This window comes from Sulfitobacter sp. W027 (assembly GCF_025143985.1).
Classification (GTDB): domain Bacteria; phylum Pseudomonadota; class Alphaproteobacteria; order Rhodobacterales; family Rhodobacteraceae; genus Sulfitobacter.
The window spans coordinates 2614055-2632114 of sequence record NZ_CP083564.1 but is presented as its reverse complement, the minus strand read 5'-3'; the positions used below and the strand labels follow the sequence as shown (position 1 = coordinate 2632114).

At 59.4% G+C, this 18060-nt stretch carries 13 protein-coding genes; all 13 read left to right on the top strand.

Features of this window, described 5'->3' with window-relative positions:
* The first annotated feature begins 3 nt into the window (after positions 1-3).
* The 13 genes from K3759_RS12995 to K3759_RS12935 all read left to right on the top strand — a co-directional run bounded on the left by K3759_RS12995 (position 4) and on the right by K3759_RS12935 (position 18045).
* Complete coding sequence (locus tag K3759_RS12995) at positions 4-1896, top strand: glycosyltransferase family 2 protein (protein ID WP_259982389.1); 1893 nt, start codon at positions 4-6, stop codon at positions 1894-1896.
* The gene (locus K3759_RS12990; RefSeq protein ID WP_259982388.1) at positions 1893-3308 is read left to right on the top strand and encodes a hypothetical protein; all 1416 of its coding nucleotides are present in this window, start codon (positions 1893-1895) and stop codon (positions 3306-3308) included. Before K3759_RS12995 ends, K3759_RS12990 begins: the two co-directional genes overlap by 4 nt.
* A gap of 4 nt (positions 3309-3312) precedes the next feature.
* Positions 3313-4278 carry a response regulator gene (locus tag K3759_RS12985; protein ID WP_259982386.1) on the top strand — a complete coding sequence of 322 codons (966 nt, stop codon included), beginning with the start codon at positions 3313-3315 and terminating at the stop codon, positions 4276-4278.
* Complete coding sequence (locus tag K3759_RS12980; protein WP_259982384.1) at positions 4265-6268, top strand: ATP-binding protein; 2004 nt, start codon at positions 4265-4267, stop codon at positions 6266-6268. The genes K3759_RS12985 and K3759_RS12980 overlap by 14 nt, the downstream gene beginning before the upstream one ends.
* Positions 6265-6624 (top strand): response regulator, encoded by a 360-nt coding sequence (locus K3759_RS12975; protein ID WP_259982382.1) that lies wholly within the window; start codon positions 6265-6267, stop codon positions 6622-6624. The genes K3759_RS12980 and K3759_RS12975 overlap by 4 nt, the downstream gene beginning before the upstream one ends.
* A gap of 47 nt (positions 6625-6671) precedes the next feature.
* Positions 6672-7385, top strand: a complete 714-nt coding sequence (locus K3759_RS12970) for a hypothetical protein (protein ID WP_259982381.1) — start codon at positions 6672-6674, stop codon at positions 7383-7385.
* Positions 7386-7766: 381 nt separating this feature from the next.
* Positions 7767-8747 (top strand): TAXI family TRAP transporter solute-binding subunit, encoded by a 981-nt coding sequence (locus K3759_RS12965; RefSeq protein WP_259982378.1) that lies wholly within the window; start codon positions 7767-7769, stop codon positions 8745-8747.
* A gap of 88 nt (positions 8748-8835) precedes the next feature.
* Positions 8836-11076 (top strand): TRAP transporter permease, encoded by a 2241-nt coding sequence (locus tag K3759_RS12960; RefSeq protein ID WP_259982377.1) that lies wholly within the window; start codon positions 8836-8838, stop codon positions 11074-11076.
* Positions 11077-11186: 110 nt separating this feature from the next.
* Positions 11187-12098 carry an AEC family transporter gene (locus tag K3759_RS12955; protein ID WP_259982375.1) on the top strand — a complete coding sequence of 304 codons (912 nt, stop codon included), beginning with the start codon at positions 11187-11189 and terminating at the stop codon, positions 12096-12098.
* Between the two features lie 120 nt (positions 12099-12218).
* Complete coding sequence (locus tag K3759_RS12950) at positions 12219-12809, top strand: TetR/AcrR family transcriptional regulator (RefSeq protein WP_259982374.1); 591 nt, start codon at positions 12219-12221, stop codon at positions 12807-12809.
* Positions 12810-12811: 2 nt separating this feature from the next.
* Positions 12812-13885, top strand: a complete 1074-nt coding sequence (locus K3759_RS12945) for an efflux RND transporter periplasmic adaptor subunit (protein ID WP_259982373.1) — start codon at positions 12812-12814, stop codon at positions 13883-13885.
* A 4-nt stretch (positions 13886-13889) separates the two neighbouring features.
* Positions 13890-16940, top strand: coding sequence for an efflux RND transporter permease subunit (locus K3759_RS12940; protein WP_259982371.1), 3051 nt, complete (start codon positions 13890-13892; stop codon positions 16938-16940).
* A gap of 190 nt (positions 16941-17130) precedes the next feature.
* On the top strand, positions 17131-18045 hold the full coding sequence (locus tag K3759_RS12935; protein WP_259982369.1) for an ABC transporter substrate-binding protein: 915 nt from the start codon (positions 17131-17133) through the stop codon (positions 18043-18045).
* Positions 18046-18060 lie beyond the last annotated feature (15 nt).

Genomic DNA, 18060 nt, shown 5'->3' with positions numbered 1-18060 from the left:
ACCGTGGCGCTGGATGCCGAAAGCGAAGCCATCGGTTCTTTGCTGCTTGACCGTGGCGCGCTGACGGTTGAACAGCTCGACGCGGCGGAGGATCTGGCCGAGGACTGGAATGTCTCTCTGGTAAAGGTTCTTCTGTCGCGTCGCTGGCTGACAACGCGTGACCTCTACCGCGAGATTGCCTTTTATCATGGGCTGACGCTGGTTGATCTGATCGAGAACCGTGCGGATGATGATCTGATCCGGCAATATGATCCGGTCATCATGAATAATTACATGACGGTGCCGACTGGCCGGGATGAGGAGGGCACGCTTACGATTGCGACCTCGCGCCCCGGTCCACGCACGCTGCTACATATCCGCGAGGTCTATGGCACGGGCGTGACCATCGTCGTCGCCTCGCATTTCGATGTGTCATGGTCGTTGCAGCGCGCCTTCCGCGAGAAACACTCTCATGAGGCAGTCTTTGCTTTGGCGGAGCTTGACCCGGATATGTCGGCGCAGAAAGTGGTGACGCCGCCGCAGATTTTGGTGCTCTATCTCTTAGTCTCGGCAGTGCTGCTGGGGCTGGCCTTTGCGCCGGTGGCGACGCTCATCGTATTGAACGTCTTTTTGACGGTTTTCTACACTGGGAATTTTTTGTTCAAGGCGCTGCTGGTCTGGCTCGGGGGTGCCGCGCAGGAGACCTCATCGCGGGCCATCGCGGCTGAGGCGTCGCTGCTGCGCGACGATGACCTGCCGATCTATACCGTGCTGGTGCCGATGTTCCGCGAGCCCGAGGTGCTGCCGATCCTTGCGCAAGCGCTGCGGAATCTTGACTACCCGCTGGCCAAGCTCGACATCAAGATCGTGCTGGAGGAGGGCGATCACGAGACCATCGACGCGGCCCGCAAGCTGGACCTTGAAGGCGTGTTCGAGATCATCCGCGTGCCGGCTTCGCATCCGCAGACCAAGCCCAAGGCCTGTAACTTTGCGCTGCGCTATGCGCAGGGGGATTTCTTGGTGATCTTTGACGCCGAGGATAAGCCCGAACCGGATCAGTTGAAAAAGGTCATCGCCGCCTTCAACCAATCCGCACCCAATACCGCCTGCATTCAGTGCCGCCTAAACTACTACAACGCCCGGGAAAACTGGCTGACGCGGATGTTCACCTTGGACTATTCGCTGTGGTTTGACCTGATGCTGCCGGGGTTGGAGCGATTGGGCGTGCCGATCCCTCTGGGCGGCACCTCGAACCACTTCCGCATGGACGTGCTGCGCGAGTTGAACGCATGGGATCCCTTCAACGTGACCGAGGACGCCGATCTGGGCATTCGTCTCACGCAGAAGGGCTACCGCGTGGGGGTCATCGATTCCACCACATTTGAAGAGGCCAATGTCTCGATCCCGAACTGGGTGCGCCAGCGTTCGCGCTGGATCAAAGGCTATATGCAGACCTTCCTCGTCCACAGTCGCAGACCGATCCATCTGTGGCAGTCAGTCGGCAGCGCAGGGGTCTTTGGCTTTATATTCTTCATCGGGGGCACGGTGCTGTCGGGCCTGTTGAACCCGGTGTTCTGGTCGATCTTTGCCATTTGGCTGATCTTCGGGACCGAGGTGATCACCCCCTATTTTCCGCTGCCGGTGCTGTATCTTTCGCTGGTGAACCTCTTGGCGGGCAACGGGCTGTTGATCTACCTCACGATGGTCGCGCCCTTCCGGCGCAGGTGGACCGATCTGGCCCCTTGGGGGATCACCGTGGTGGGGTATTGGGTACTGATGACCGTGGCCTCCTACAAGGCGCTGTCGCAGCTGATCTTTAATCCTTTCTACTGGGAGAAGACGCAGCACGGCCTGTCCAAACACACCGCCAATGAGGTCGCCGAAGCCAGCGCCGAAGCGACAGAGGCTGCACAATGATCCGCACCGCTTCTTGGTCCTTTGGCTTTGTCGCGCTCGCGCTTGTGCTGTTGCTGAGCCTTGGCTGGACCGAAGCGAATGGTTTCATCTCTGTGGATGTGACGGACCTATGGGCCAAGTCCATCGTGCAGATTGAAGGCCCGGCGCAGTTCAAGGCCACCGATGCCTTCTATCCGCCCGTGCCCTATGCGCTGTCCCTCTTGGGGCAGGCTATCTTGCCCGATACACAGGTGCCGGTGCCCTTCGTGCTGTCTGCTCTGGTGGGCGCGGGGCTGCTGGTCCTGTGGTTTCTGAACCTAAGGGATACGGGCCAGTTTTCGGGCCTCACCTCGGCGGTTGTGGTGCTGCTTTTAGCACCGAACCCCTTCTTTTTGCGCGCCTTGGCCGATGGGCCGGAAACAATGTTTTGCATCTTGGGCACATGGTTGTTTGCGCGCGGGATCGTCAATTTGCGGCTGACCGGCAACGCGCCTGACATGATGAAGGTCGCGGTGGGGCTGTTGGTGGTGGCCTTGTCGGACAGTTTCGGACTGATGCTTTGCCTTGGTGCGATGCCCTTTATGATCGTGGCGGCGCGGCCAAGCATGATCGCGGCCTCTTCTACAGGGTATCTTGTGGCGATGTTCTACCCCGTGCTTGCCGCCGTGGGGTCGCTGATGTTTGTCAGTATGATATTCGACAGCCGCCTTGTCCCGCTTTTGTCTGAAACGGCGACACCGCTTACCCTGCGCGAGCATCTGGTCATCCTGCTGGGGCTTGGGCCTGCGGCGTTTGTCGCAATCTTGCGCAACATCTTGATCCCGCGCCTGTTCATGCCACTGCTGGCCGCTGTGGGCGCGGTGCTGGGCGGTTACACGCTCAACACGTTTTTCCATGTCGAAGGGGATCCGGCCATGGCGCTTGCGCCCATGCTTGGGGTCTTGGTCGCGGCGATCCGCTTTTGGCCAAACCTGCCACTGCGTGAGCCGATTGCCATCGCTTTGTTGTCTTTGTCGCTGCTGACCTCGATCACAGTGATGCGCCATGTGGCGCATGACGAAACCCGCGCTTGGGCCAATGCGATGGTCGGAATTCAGAACGCAGCGTCCCAACCGACACATGAGGTCGTTTCATTCTTGCGCGACAAGTCTGAAATTATGGTAGACGTTGAAAGAAATCCCGAAATCGTTATCGGTTTTGGTACTATTGACCGGCTAGTGATCGCCGGAGAGCCAGCCTACGACTGGGCGCTTGAGGGGGGCGTGCCGCGGACAAGGTACATTGTGGTGCCGCGGCAGGCGGAGGGGCAGGCCACAGCAGACAGAATTCTGCGCAGGTTCCCGCAGCTGAGGAAATTGCAGCTGGCGGGGTATGAAGAGGTTTTTCAAAACAGCCAATGGCGCGTTTTTGAAAGAATGAACGAGTGGGACTAAAACCATGAGCCAACGAATTATTGCAGTTGACGATTCAGACATTGCGCAGGACTTCATTAACGCGACGCTTTCGGACCTTGGGTTTGAAGACGTTGTTAGCTTTATCGATCCACGTGCAGCGCTCAGCGCCATTGAAAGCGATGAGGCCACCGCCGATTTGATCCTGATGGACATAATGATGCCCGATATCGATGGTATCGAACTTTGCGCCCGTATCCGCGCTTTGGAAAAATGGAGCGATGTGCCGATCATTATGCTGACCAGCCGGACAGATATGGGATCGCTTTCTGAGGCCTTTCTTGCGGGGGCCAATGACTATGTCACCAAACCATTTAACCGGATTGAGCTTCAGGCCCGTATGCGCAGTTGCCTGCGCCTGAAGTCTGAGCTGGACCGCCGCCGCTCGGGTGAGAGCCGCGGCATCCGCCGCCGCGCGGTGCAGGCCTTCTCCGAAGCGACCGTGCCCAGCCTTTTCGGCAGCAAGGCCGGGTTCCAAGGCAGTCTCATGTCACTATCGTCTGCAATGCAAAAAGACCTAGGGCTGATCGTCTTTAAAATAGACGGGGACCGGGAACAGTTGGATGCCACAGGAACGCAGCGGCAAGAGCTTCAGCGCCTTGTGGCGGGGCTGTTTGGCAAGGTCGACATTCCCGCGCGGGACAGTCTGGCCCATTGGGAGGATGATCTTTTCGTCTATGGCTCGCTCCATGCGGATCGCGCGCAACTTGAAGCTCGCGCCCGGCAGTTTATCTCTGCTGTGGCAGAGGCCTCTGCCAGCGTGAAAGAGGGCTGGACATCCCGCCCGTTGAGCGTCAGTGCCTGTATCGTTCCGCCCTCCGATGGGGCCGTTGCTGCGTCACTCGCGCAGGGCATTCAGGGCGTAGAGACTGCGGGAAAAACAGGCGCGGCGGGCACGATTTGCTTTGCCGCTGATGAGATAGGATATCCACCAGAGAATGGTCAGCACTGAGCCCACCAACAAAGGCGAGGCGGAAACGTCATCCCGCTCGCAAACTCTTTTCTGGGGTCTGATCACGACTGTCGTTGTGATGTATTTCGTCGGGCTCGCATTCCTCACATGGTCTGACTACAACCGCGCCACGACCCGCGCGGAAGTGGAGCTTGAGCATTTCGCCGAACTCTATGAGCAGGCGGTCGATGCCTCCCTTTCGGTTGCAAATGTTCGCATGTGGGGGCTGATTGATGAATTGTCGACGGCGCTTTTAAATGATCCCGATCAATTCGAAGCGCAATATGGCGCGCTGATGAACTCTGCAGTGGAGTCGATCAAACAGGTCGATGCTCTTGTTCTTATCGGTGCGGACGGCGTTGTCCTTTGGGCCACAGCGGAACCTCTTTTGGGGCAATACCTTGGCGACCGCGCCTATTTTCAGGCCGCAAGTGGTCTTGGCGTTGATGAATACACGGTCGGGGTGCCCATCGTGTCGCGGGCGACGGGCCGACGGCTAACGCCGATTGCATGGCCGCTGATCGGCATAGACGGAAAGGTGCGGGGGGTTTTGGCATCCTCTTTGGGTGAGGATTACTACTCTCAACTGCTCGCAGCAGATGGGCTGCAGCAGAACATGTATGTTGAGGTTGTGACCTCTAATGGGGAACGCGCCTTTACCTCCGGGGGGGAGATACGCGACCCTGATACGCCCGTGTTCCGTGCGCGCCAAGAGCTTCCGGCGCTTGACCTTTATATCGACGTGACACGCAGCAAAGCGGCGGTCATGCGCGGCTATTGGCAACGCACCTTGGTCTTTGCCGGTCTTGCGACGGTCCTGTTCCTGACGGTGATCAACGCGGCAATCCGGGCCAGACGGCAGTCAACCAAATTGGCGCAGGCCCTGCGCAATTCCGAGCGCGACCGCGAGCGCATCCGCGTGGCACAGAGCGAATTTGACGCCATCTTTGAAAATGTTGGCGACGGGCTGATTGTCTATAACGATAACAACAAGCTGCACCGGTCCAACCGCAAGGCGCGGGAGCTTATGGGGGTTTCGTCAGACATCCAGGCCGTCGAGCAACTGCGCAGCATCGTCCCGCCTTTCTCGCAAATGGATGAAGACGTGGCCGTGCACCGTATTCATGTCCGCAACGCCGAAAATGAAAGCGTGGCCGTTCAATGCCGGGTGATGAAAATGCACCTGCATGGGGACTACATCGCCTATAACGTGCTTCAAGACATCTCTGCCGAGGAGCGTCTGGTGGCAGCGCGAACGGCTTTCGTAACTTCGGTAAACCATGAGCTGCGCACGCCGCTGACGTCACTGGCCGGGTCGCTTGAGATTCTGCACGAGCGGTTTGGCGAAGACATGCCAACGAACGCGAGCAAGCTTTTGTCGATGGCCACACGCAATGCGGATCGCCTGCTGGTATTGGTCAATGACATCCTGACCCTTCAGGCAATCGACCAGCAGCAACTCAGCATCCAGACCGAAAGGGTCTCGGTCTCAGACGTATTGTCCGAAGCGATTGCAGCCAACACCGGGTATGGGGTTAACCGCGATGTGCAACTTGATATCCATACCGCTCCCAAGGCGTCAGAGCAGGCCTATGTTCAGGTCGATACGGTCCGGATGCAGCAGATTTTTTCAAACCTGATCTCCAACGCGGTGAAATACACGCCGCGCGGCGGCACCGTAAAAATCGGCGCTGAGGTGGACGATGATATTGTCACGTTCTATGTCTGCGATGCGGGGCCGGGCATTCCTAAGTCCGCGCATGATCGTATGTTCAAAAGGTTTGCCGACCCTGTGCACTCTCGCGATAACCAAGCGAACGGCACGGGGCTTGGGCTGGCCATCACGCGGGAGTTGGTGTTGCGACAAGACGGCGAAATAAGCTTTAAGACACGCTCTGAAGAAGACGGTGACGAAAACCCCGGCACCACATTCTCTGTGCGGTTTGCCCGTGACGATGTCGCTGCGACTAAGCAGGGAGCGCCCGCATGAAGGTGCTATTCGTCGATGACGAGGATGACATCCGCGAACTGATCGAGTTTGCGATTATGACCGAAGAAGACATTGAGCCTACCTTCGCCGCAAGCGGATTTGACGCGATTGCCGCGATGGAAACCCAATCCTTCGACGTGATCATGCTGGATGTGATGATGCCGCCCCCTGACGGGATGGAGGTACTGCGCTGCGCGCGGGCCAATGCGGATCTGGACGACACAAAGATCGTCATGTGCACGGCCAAGACCTCGGCTGAAGCAGAAAAGACGTTTCGCGCCCTTGGCGCGGATCATATTCTGCACAAGCCGTTTAAACCGCTCAAACTGGCGGATTTTATCAGGTCGATCGTCTGACACCTCACGGCTCAGCCCCTGGCGGCTTTGAACACGCGGAATCCATCATGCCTAGAACAGCGAATATCCCATCAGCATCCTATCAGCGCATGCGGTCCGGTCTTTGTTTCCTTGCAGCCCTTGCGGCACTGACCGTATGGTCGGGGGAGGCGGCATCGGCTGCTTGGCCGCGCGGTGAAGACAAAAGCTTCGTCACGCTTTCATATGAATCCACCGTTGACGGCCCTGACTTTGGCGATTTCGCTTCGTTCTATTATGAATACGGTCTGACCGAAAAACTGACGTTCGGACTGGACATCGGCAAGAGCCAGCGTGCCGGTCAGGTCAACGCCATCGCCTTCCTGCGCTACCCGCTGGAATTGTCGGGTGGCGATGATGTCTTTGCTGCCGAACTGGGCGTCGGCTGGACCGAGCGGGATGGCGGTGCGGTGGCCGTCCTTCGGCCCGGCGTCTCATGGGGCCGCCCCGTGGAGGGGGCTTGGGGCAAGGGCTGGCTGGGCGTTGAGAGCACCTATGCGATTTACGAAGACGGCGGCGGGCTGGGCAAGATCGACAGCAGCTTTGGCATCAACCACTCGAATGGAAACCTTTCGATTTTCAAGCTGGAGTTCGCAGCCCCCTCTGACGGTGATGAAACGTTGGCCTTCGCGCCGTCGCATGTGGTCAAAGTGGCCGAAAACAGCTTACTTGAGTTCGGTGTCTCGCATGAATTCACTGAATCGGTGACCAAGCTGAAAGTCGGGGTTTGGCATAGTTTTTGATGGCGCTGCAGCTTTGATATGGTTGCGCGGGTTGCCAAGATAGGCGACCAAGATCCGTGGCCCTGAATAATGACGCAGTGACAGAGAGAATATAGGGCGAACGACGCAGGTCGGTCGCCCAGTTTCGTCTATTATGGCTGTGCAACCGGGGCAGTTGGGTGATCACGGTTCTTCGCAACTCCGCTCATTGAGAAAGACGAGGGACATTTTGACCCATTCTTTCCGCAGGTTGGGTCTTTGCTCCCCATCTGGGGGGCTATGGCATTTTCGGCCTTGCTTCCAAGGGTTGGAGTACATTTAACTGGCAAGACAAGCTGAACACAGCAGCTGAGCGCGGCATCCTATGTCGACGCCCGGTAAGATCAACCAAGGGAGAGAGACATGAAATTCACCGCAATCCTCGCCGCAAGCACTATTCTGGCGGGCGCTGCCGTCGCACAAGACGTCGATAAATCCGACTGGCCCAGCAGCTTCACCGTTGGCACAGCCAGCCAAGGCGGCACCTATTTCGCCTATGGCTCTGGCTGGGCGAACCTTGTGGCCAAAGAACTGGGTCTGACAGGCGGCGGCGAAGTCACCGGCGGCCCGATGCAGAACATGGCGCTGGTCCACACCGGCGAAGCGGCCTTCGGCATGACCACAATGGGCCCGGCGGCGGAATCGCTGGCAGGCACCAACCCCATCGCGCCCGGTCTGGAAATGACCCAAGCCTGCGCGATGTTCCCGATGTACCAGACACCGTTCTCGGTCACCGCTCTGGCATCTTCGGGCATCGAAAAGGTCAGCGATATCCCGGCAGGCGCCAAGATCGGCTTTGGCCCGGCAGGCTCCACTTCTGACACTTATTTCCCGCGCATGATGGACACGCTCGGCGTGGAATATGAGCGCCGCAACGGCGGTTGGACCGATCTGGGTGGCCAGTTGCAGGATGGTCTGCTGGACGTGATCGCTTTTGCCGCAGGCGTGCCTGTGCCCGCGGTCAGCCAGTTGGAAGTGCAGACCGACGTGAACATCATCGAGTTCACCGAAGAAGAGCAAGCCAAATTGCTTGAGGAATTCCCGGTATCTGACTTCTCGATCAAAGCCAGCACCTACACCACGCTGGAAGCAGACGCGCGGTCGGTCTCCATGTGGAACTTCGCGATTGCCAATTGCGATCTGCCGGAATCCTTCGTGAAGGCAGCTGTCGACGTGGTCATGTCTGACAATGAGCGTATGACAGGCATCCACAAAGCGGCGGCGTCGACCCTGCCTGAGAACTGGGACAAAAACAAAGTCCTGAAATGGCACCCCGGTGCAGCGGCATGGTTCAAAGAGAACGCAGACGCCGACATTTCTGACGACATGATCTACGGCAACTAAGCTAACGCCTAGACAAACTTGCATGCCGTCCCTAATCGGGGCGGCATCTTGCCATCATCCCGCATGATCGTCGGGAAAGGGAGCTTCCATGACAGACCAGCATAGCGCCGACCCTCAAGGCCCGATTGTCGCTGAAGGGGTTGATGACGAACCCGTAGAAAGCAACCGTCGCATATTCACCGGGCGCACCTATCTGGTCGTCGCGGCCATGTCGGCCATCTATGCGTTCTTCCACATGGCCGCGTTGAACGGCATGTCGATTGGCGAGTTGACCGGCATCCGCATCCCGCTTTTGCCGACCTTCCCGATGGAGACATGGAACTTCCGCATCGTGCACATCGCAGGCGCGCTGATCCTTGGTTTCACGCTCTATTCCGCGCGGGGATTTGTCGATGAGGGCACAGGGCAGGGCCGTCATCCGCTGGATTTCGTGGCATGGGCTGCAATGATCCCCGCGCTTTATGCCATCTGGACTGCCTGGGGCATCGCAAGTCAGATCAACTCTGGGGTGCAGTGGAACGGCATGAGCCCCGAGTTCAAGAACCTCGAAGTTTACCACTATGGTCTGCCGCTGGTGGCGGCGACGGCCATTGGTATCGTTGTCGGCTGGCTGCGGGGCCGTGAGCGGGGGCAAGTCTCCCCTGCGGACCTGCTTTTGTCTGTCTGTGGCGTCGCGGTGGCGATCTATCTTATCACCATGTACAGCACCTTGATGCGCAACTCGACGGGCACGCCTTTCGCGCCAATCGGCATCTCCATCGCCGCTGTCGCAGGCACTGCGTTGATCATGGAACTAACGCGCCGCGTGGCGGGGCTGGCGCTGATCGTGATCTCAGGCATCTTCCTGATCTATGTCTTTGTGGGGGACATGCTGCCGGGCTTCCTGAATGCGCCCAACATCCAGTGGACGCGGTTCTTTAGCCAAGTCTACACCGATGCGGGCATTCTTGGGCCAACCACGGCGGTATCCTCGACCTATATCATCCTGTTCATCATCTTCGCTGCCTTCCTTCAGGCGTCGAAAGTGGGCGACTACTTCGTCAATTTCGCCTTTGCTGCGGCGGGCCGTTCGCGCGGGGGGCCTGCAAAGGTTGCGATCTTCGCCTCGGGCCTTATGGGCATGATCAACGGCACTTCGGCGGGCAATGTGGTGGCGACAGGGTCACTGACGATCCCGCTGATGAAAAAAGTCGGCTACCCGGCCCGTACCGCAGGCGCGGTTGAGGCTGCGGCCTCGACCGGTGGGCAGATCATGCCGCCGATCATGGGGGCAGGTGCATTTATCATGGCCGAGATCACGGGCATTCCTTACACCGACATCGCTGTGGCGGCGATCATCCCGGCGGTGCTCTACTTCGTGTCGATCTACTTCATGGTGGATTTCGAAGCGGCCAAGCTGGGCATGCGCGGGATGCGTTCTGAAGAGCTGCCCAAGCTCAACGACATGATGCGCCGGGTGTTTCTGTTCATCCCGATCATCATACTGATCTATGCGCTGTTCATGGGCTATTCGATCATCCGTGCAGGCACGCTGGCGACAGCGGCGGCGGCGGTGGTGTCGTGGTTCACGCCCTTCCGCATGGGGGTACGGAGCATTGTCAAAGCCTTTGATCTTGCCGGGATTATGTCGATCCAGATCATCGCGGTCTGTGCCTGTGCCGGTATCATCGTGGGTGTCATCAGCCTGACAGGCGTCGGCGCGCGTTTCTCTTCGGTGCTGCTGGGTCTGGCGGAGGCAAGCCAATTCCTCGCCCTGTTCTTTGCCATGTGTATCGCCATTCTGCTCGGCATGGGCATGCCCACCACGGCGGCCTATGCCGTGGCGGCGTCGGTCGTGGCGCCGGGGCTGGTGCAACTGGGCATTCCGCTGCTAACGGCACACTTCTTTGTCTTCTACTTCGCCGTCGTCTCCGCCATCACGCCCCCCGTGGCGCTGGCCAGTTATGCGGCGGCAGGGATATCGGGGGCCAACCCGATGGAGACTTCAGTGGCGTCCTTCAAGATCGGCATCTCGGCCTTCATCGTGCCCTTCATGTTCTTCTACAACGGCGCAATCCTGATGGACGGCACATGGTTCGAGGTGATCCGTGCGGGGGTTACTGCGATCTTTGGCGTCTATCTGCTGTCCTCGGGCATGCAGGGATGGTTCGCGGGCAGCGGGGCCGCGTGGTTCATCCGGTTGGGCCTGATCCTTGGCGCGCTGTGCATGATTGCGGGCGGGCTGGTGACTGACTTGATCGGCATCGCGATTGCGGCGTTGATCTTTGTCATCCAGCTGAAGTTCCGCCCCGCCGCAGACGCCCAGATCGCCGTGCGCGGCAGCGATTGATCGAAGCTCCGGCCCTTCGGGGCCGGGGTGCCTCCAATTGAGGCAGCGGCCCCTGTTGCATCCGGGCCAAGCGCCGCCTAGGGTCCGCGCGATCCTTCCGGGCGGTTAATATGTTCACTATCTTTCTGGCCATTGCGCCGGTCTTTGCGCTGATCCTGATGGGCTATGGCCTGCGGCGCGGCGGCATTCCTTCGACCAAGTTCTGGAACCTGAATGACCGGCTGGTCTATTGGGTGCTGATGCCCGCGCTGTTCTTCGCCAAGATCTCGGCAGCGGACCTCAGCGGGGGGCTGGGGGACTATGCCCTGCTGCTCTACGCCGGTTTCTTTGCGGCGATCCTTTGTGGGTGGCTCTTTGGCCGGGCCTATGCCGCGCCGCAGGGCAGTTCGCTGATGCAGGGCAGTGCGCGGTTCAACACCTTCATTGGCCTTGCGATAGCCGAGGCCGTATTTGGCACGGCAGGCCTACAGATCGCCGTGCTCGGTTCGGCGCTGCTGGTGCCGGTGGTGAATGTAACTGTGGTAACGCTGATGACCCGACAGTTGGGCGGGGGCGGTAAGTCGATCCTTAAAGGGCTGATCAAGAACCCGCTGATCCTTGGCATCCTTGCGGGTGTGCTTTTCAACTTCGCCGGTCTGCACGAAGTGCCGGTCCTGCACGAAAGCGCGCGGATTTTGGGCGATGCGGCTCTGCCGATCATGCTGCTCTGTGTCGGGGCCAATCTGCGGCTGCGCGGGCTGTCGGGGTCTGTCTCGGTCATCGCGCTGTCGATTGTCGGCAAACATCTGGTGAACCCGCTGGCGGTTTTGCTGGCGGCGCTGGTGCTGAACCCCGCGCCGCTGACGCTGCAAATTGCGCTGATCTTTGCGGCTCTGCCGACCGGGGTGGCCAGCTATACGCTGGCGCGTGAGATGCGCGGCGATGCGCCCTTGATGGCGGCGATCATCACCACGCAGACGCTGCTCAGCTTTTTCACCCTGCCACTTACGCTCTATCTGGGAAGCCTCATTTCCGCGCCCTAGTCCTTGTTGCATGCGCAAAACGCGATCGTGATCTGCACGGGCTGCATGGCCGCTGTTTTACAGGTTGACATATTCGGTTCAAATGTCCAATTGCGCCTTGACGATAGTCAAGGAGCCCGCATGACCGAACTTGAAAAGACCGTGCTCGACGCTGCGCTGCATGTCTTTTCCCGCTACGGGGTCAAGCGCACCAGCATGGGCGATCTCTGCGAAGAAGCCGGTGTCTCGCGTCAGACCCTCTACAATCGATTTCGCAACAAAGACGATATTCTGCGCGGGCTAATTGGCCGCTATACCGAACTTGCGCTGCAAGAGATCGCCGAAGAGATGCCCAACACCCCCGACCTGGCGGCTCAGCTCGATCTGATCTTTGATCGGATGGTGGTGCGGGGCTATGACACGATGCAGGCCATGCCTAACGCGGAGGATTTTATCGCCGGGGCCAATGCGGTGAGCCAGGAGGCGCTGCAATGTTCTGCAGGTCGTTTCCGCACCGTCATTGCCGAGGTGCTGACCCCCTATGAGACCCCTATTAACCGCGCCGGCATGACCGTCGACGCACTTTCCGATTTCATCCAGCGTTCTGCCAAGGCCGCCGGTATGCACGCGCAGGGCCGTGCACATTTTCTCGCGCAGTTGCGCACACTTAAACAACTTTGTCTGACCGCCGCCCTTGGGCCCGTGCCGGATGCTACACATAAGGAAGACTGACCATGGCCAAGAGGCTTATTGAGACGGCGCGCGGCGCGGGCGCGGGGCGGCTGTTGGGGCTTGCATTGGCCTTGACCGTCGGGATGGCCACGCCAATCGCCGCCGAGGTGCCCGTGGTGAAGCTGGAAACGGTGAAGGTCAGCAACGCAGAGATGAATCGGGTGTTCTTTGGCAAGGTGGTTGCACGTGAAACCGTGGACCTTGCTTTTCAAGTTGGCGGGCAGATCGAGGAATTCTCGGTCGAAGAGGGGACCACAGTCAGCAAGAATTCGGTCGTGGCCCGGATGGATCTTGAACCGTTTCAACTGGCACTGGAGCAAGCACAGGCCAATGATGCGCAGGCCCGCCGGACGATGGAGCGCTATCAAAAACTCGCTGGTTCTTCGGTGGCAGAGGTCAATCTGCAAGACGCCGAAACCGCCGTGACCGTAAACGATATCGCCGTGCGCAACGCCGAACGTGATCTGGAGAGCGCCACCCTGCACGCGCCTTTCGATGCGATTGTGGCTTCGCGGTTGGTGCCTAACTACTCAACCGTCAACGCGGGAACGCCCGTGGTGCGTCTGCACGATATGTCCGAGCTTCGGGTCGAGATTGATGTGCCCGAGACCTTGTTCTTGCGCGCAGGACGGGATCCGAACGTGCGCTTTGTAGCCAAGTTCCCAGCCAATTCGGAAAGCTACTCGATGCAGATCCGCGAGTATAATGCCGAGACTGCAGATATCGGGCAGACCTATAGCATAACCCTTGGGGCCGAATTGCCCGAGGATTTCGTGCCGCTGCCCGGTGCCTCGGTCGAGGTGCGCGCGACGCTGAATATCGGCGGGCAAAGCATCATCGTCCCGGATTCCGCGATCGTCGTCGGCAATAATCGCGACACCTATGTCATGGTCTTTGATCCCACCGGCGCACGCGAGGGGACGGTCACCCGCACCAAGGTCGATATCACCCCCACCGCGCGGGGCGATGTAACGGTCAACGCGGGTCTATCAGACGGGCAAGAAATCGTGGTGAGTGGCGCAAGCCAGCTTGAAGACGGCGCCGCCGTGCGCCGCTTCGTCGGCTTCGGAGACTGAGCGCATGGATATCGCACGCCTGTCCATCAACCGTCCGATCTATACGTGGATCATCATGCTGATCTGTCTTTTGGGCGGCATCTGGGGTTTTGCGACCCTTGGCCGTCTCGAAGACCCGGCATTCACCATCAAAACCGCGGTGGTCGTCACCCAATACCCTGGTGCCTCAGCCGAGGAGGTGGCGCTTGAGGTCACCGAGCCGCTGGAATCGCAGATCCAAAAGATGTCCGAGATCAAGGACATCGAATCCATGAACCAGCCCGGTCTGTCGTGGATCACCGTCAATATGCAAGACACCTTTGACGGGTCCGAACTCCCGGAGATTTGGACCAAGCTCCGCAATCGCGTGAATGAGGCCGCCTTGCCCAGCGGGGCGTCTCGGCCGTTTGTGAACGACGGGTTTGGCGATGTATACGGGCTTTACTATGCCGTTACGGCAGAGGGCTATTCGGATGCAGAGGTCAATGAGCTATCAAGCTACCTGCGGCGGGAATTGCTGCTGGTTGATGGCGTGTCCGATGTGGCACTCTCGGGCGTGCCCAATGAGGTCATCTATGTCGAGCCGCAGCTTGCACTCAGCACCACGCTGGGCATTCCGCCCACGGCGATTGTCGGCGCGGTTTCCAGCGCCAATGAAATTGTCGATGGAGGTGCCATTCAAGGCGATAAGGGGCGCACACTGGTCCAGCGGCCCGAAGGCTCTGACAGCGTGTCTGAGATTGCGGCGCTCTCGGTGGGGGTCGGCGGTCAGGTGATCAATCTCGCCGACGTCACTAATATCTACCGCACCCGCGAAGCCGACCCCGAACTCGTGATCCGGCACAATGGGCATGAGGCGTTCACGGTAGGCGTTGCTGGGATCGCAACCGAGAATATCGTCGACATCGGCAAGCGTGTAGACGACAAGCTCGCGCAGTTGCGCGAAACGCTGCCCTTGGGCATCTCGATTGAATCGATTTACCGCCAGCATACGGTGGTCGAAGAAGCGTCGAACGCCTTCTTGATAAACCTTGCCATGTCGGTGGCCATCGTGGTTGCAGTGCTCGCCGTTTTCATGGGCTGGCGCGCGGCGGTTGTTGTGGGCTCCACGCTCCTGCTGACGGTGGTGGGGACGCTCTTTTTCATGGCGCTTGGCGCGATTGAGATGGAGCGTATCTCGCTCGGGGCGTTGATCATTGCGATGGGGATGCTTGTCGACAACGCGATCGTTGTGGCCGAGGGGATGCAGATCTCTATGGCGCAGGGCAAGACCTCTCGCGATGCGGCGACGGAGGCAGCAAGCAAGACGCAGATCCCGCTTTTGGGGGCGACTGTGATCGGGATCATGGCCTTTGCCGGGATTGGGCTCAGCCCGGACGCAACGGGCGAGTTCCTTTTCTCGCTCTTTGCCGTGATCGGGATTTCGCTGCTGCTCTCTTGGGTGCTGGCCATCACAGCCACGCCGCTGCTGGGGCACTACTTCTTTAAACGCGGGGCCGAAGGCGGCGCGGGCAGTTATGACGGGGCGATCTTCAAAGGCTATGCCGCCGTTCTGCGCGCATCGCTCAAACTGCGGTGGCTGGTGGTTGTCGCGCTAATTGCAGGCACGGCTGTGTGCTACGCCCTCTTTGGGCAGATCAAGCAGCAGTTCTTTCCAGACAGCAATACGCCGCTCTATTTCGTGCATTACAAGCTTCCGCAGGGGTCGTCGATCCACCAGACCTCCAACGATTTGGCCGTGCTCGAAGACTGGTTGGTGGCGCGGGACAATGTGGTCAACGTGACCTCCTATGCAGGGCAGGGGGCGGCGCGCTTTATGCTGACCTATCAGGCTGAGGATCCTAACCCCAGCTATGGCCATCTGATTGTTCGGGTCTCTGCACTTGAGGTGATCCAAGACGAGATGAACGCACTGGAGGATTTCGCCGTTGATGCACTGCCACAGGGTGAATTCCGGGCCAAACGCCTTGCCTTCGGGCCGGGCGGCGGCGCACCGATTGAGGTGCGTTTCTCAGGCCGGAATCCTGATGTGCTGCGGGATCTGGCGGATGAGGCCATGGCGAGGATGCAGGCGGCGTCGGACAATATCATCACCCCGCGACAGGATTGGCGCGAGCGTGAATTGGTGCTGCGTCCGATCTATGCCGAGGAGCGCGCGCAGGATGCGGGCATCTCTCGGACCGAGATCACGGAGACGTTGAAGTTTGCCACCGAAGGCACCAGCGGTGGGACCTTCCGCGAGCGGGATCGTCAGATTCCCATCATCATCCGCGCCCCACGGGACGCTGACTTGGCGCTGACGGACCATGTTCTGTATGAGCAAAACACCGGTGCGCTGGTCCCGATGGAGCAGGTGATTGATGGTTTTAGGTTCGAGCCGCAGGACACGTTGCTCTACCGCCGCGACCGGGCGGACGTTATTACCGTGGGGGCCGATATCCCACGCGGTGTGACAGCGGCGCAAGTGCAGGCTGAAATTCAAGAAACCATCGAAGCGATGGCGATCCCCGAGGGCTATGCCATGGAATGGGGCGGTGAATTGGAAAGCGCGGGCGAGGCGCAGGCCGCTTTGGGCAAGCAGTTGCCGTTCAGTCTTATCATCATGGTGCTGATCTCGGTCCTGCTGTTCAACGCGCTGAAACAGCCGATCATCATCTGGCTCTTGGTGCCGATGGCGGTTAACGGGGTGAGCCTTGCGCTGCTCGGGACGGGGCTGCCCTTCACCTTTACCGCGCTTCTGGGGCTACTGTCGCTCTCGGGGATGTTGATCAAGAACGGCATCGTTCTGGTCGAAGAGATTGACCTTACCCGTGCTGCTGATCCGACCATGGATTTAAAAGAGGCCATCGTGCTTGCGTCGACCTCGCGTTTGCGCCCGGTGTTCTTGGCTGCGGCCACAACCATTCTGGGAATGCTGCCGCTGTTGTCGGATGCGTTTTTCCAGTCGATGGCGGCGACGATCATGGGTGGATTGGCATTTGCTTCGGTCCTGACGCTGATCGCGGCACCGGTGCTGTACTTCATCTTCTTCAAGCGCAGCGCCGCGCGCGAAGCCGAGGCAGCGAAGGCTGTCTAAATAAAGCGTTAATGAGAAAAAGGGCGCCTTTGGTCATGCCGGGGGCGCCCTTTTCCATGAGCGCTACCTAGCAGAAAAATGACAGCACCACCGGTTTTCCTTCTTGGTTTCGGTGACCTGCCCGCTACCTTACCGTTTTCAAATGGCGCTTCGCCGTGTCTGTTCATTGCTGTCAAGGAGTCCTCTTCCCATGGGTACCCGTATTTTCTCTACTGCCGCCGCCGCTGGCCTCGCCGCCGCGCTGGCCTCTGCCGCTTCTGCCGAGATTACCGTTTCGTCGAAGATCGACACCGAGGGCGGCCTTTTGGGCAACGTCATCGCGCTGGCGCTCGAAGACGCCGGTCTCCCCGTCGAGCGCCGCTTGCAACTGGGCGGGACGCAGGTGGTGCGCGAAGCGATCTTGTCGGATCAGATCGATATCTACCCAGAATACACCGGCAACGCCGCCTTCTTCTTTAACGAAGCGGAAAGCGATGTCTGGAAGGATGCAGCCAAGGCCCATGCCCGCGCCAAGGAACTGGATGGCGGCGAGAACAAGATCACATGGCTCGACTCCGCACCGGCCAACAACACTTGGGCCATCGCCGTGACCGGCCCGCTGGCCGAAGAAAACAACCTCACCACCATGTCCGATTTCGGCGCATGGGTGGCAGAGGGCGGTGAGGTGAAGCTTGCCGCCTCGACCGAGTTCGTGTCCTCCCCCGCCGTTTTGCCCGCGATGCAAGCGACATATGGCTTCGAACTGACCCAAGATCAGACCGTCATCCTGTCGGGCGGCGACACGGCAGCGACCATTCAGGCGGCGGCGCGCGGCACATCGGGCGTAAACGCGGCGATGGTCTACGGCACCGATGGGGGCGTTGGTGCCACGGGCCTTGTGGTGATGGAGGACGACAAAGGTGTGCAGCCGGTCTATGAGCCCGCGCCCATCGTCCGCGCCGAAGTGCTGGAGAAGTACCCCCAGATCGCCGAGGTGCTGAACCCGATCTTCGCCGGGCTTGATATGGCCACTCTGCAAAAGCTCAACGGCCGTATTCAGGTCGGCGGGGAGCCTGCTGAGGCCGTGGCACGTGATTATCTGACCGAAACCGGGGTTCTGGACTGATCTCCGCCATCCGGA

Excerpts from the sequence above, each read along its gene's own strand:
- K3759_RS12990 (WP_259982388.1), top strand. The coding sequence starts at position 1,893 with ATGATCCGCACCGCTTCTTGGTCCTTTGGCTTTGTCGCGCTCGCGCTT.
- K3759_RS12985 (WP_259982386.1), top strand. The coding sequence starts at position 3,313 with ATGAGCCAACGAATTATTGCAGTTGACGATTCAGACATTGCGCAGGAC.
- K3759_RS12980 (WP_259982384.1), top strand. The coding sequence starts at position 4,265 with ATGGTCAGCACTGAGCCCACCAACAAAGGCGAGGCGGAAACGTCATCC.
- K3759_RS12975 (WP_259982382.1), top strand. The coding sequence starts at position 6,265 with ATGAAGGTGCTATTCGTCGATGACGAGGATGACATCCGCGAACTGATC.
- K3759_RS12970 (WP_259982381.1), top strand. The coding sequence starts at position 6,672 with ATGCCTAGAACAGCGAATATCCCATCAGCATCCTATCAGCGCATGCGG.
- K3759_RS12965 (WP_259982378.1), top strand. The coding sequence starts at position 7,767 with ATGAAATTCACCGCAATCCTCGCCGCAAGCACTATTCTGGCGGGCGCT.
- K3759_RS12960 (WP_259982377.1), top strand. The coding sequence starts at position 8,836 with ATGACAGACCAGCATAGCGCCGACCCTCAAGGCCCGATTGTCGCTGAA.
- K3759_RS12955 (WP_259982375.1), top strand. The coding sequence starts at position 11,187 with ATGTTCACTATCTTTCTGGCCATTGCGCCGGTCTTTGCGCTGATCCTG.
- K3759_RS12950 (WP_259982374.1), top strand. The coding sequence starts at position 12,219 with ATGACCGAACTTGAAAAGACCGTGCTCGACGCTGCGCTGCATGTCTTT.
- K3759_RS12945 (WP_259982373.1), top strand. The coding sequence starts at position 12,812 with ATGGCCAAGAGGCTTATTGAGACGGCGCGCGGCGCGGGCGCGGGGCGG.
- K3759_RS12940 (WP_259982371.1), top strand. The coding sequence starts at position 13,890 with ATGGATATCGCACGCCTGTCCATCAACCGTCCGATCTATACGTGGATC.
- K3759_RS12935 (WP_259982369.1), top strand. The coding sequence starts at position 17,131 with ATGGGTACCCGTATTTTCTCTACTGCCGCCGCCGCTGGCCTCGCCGCC.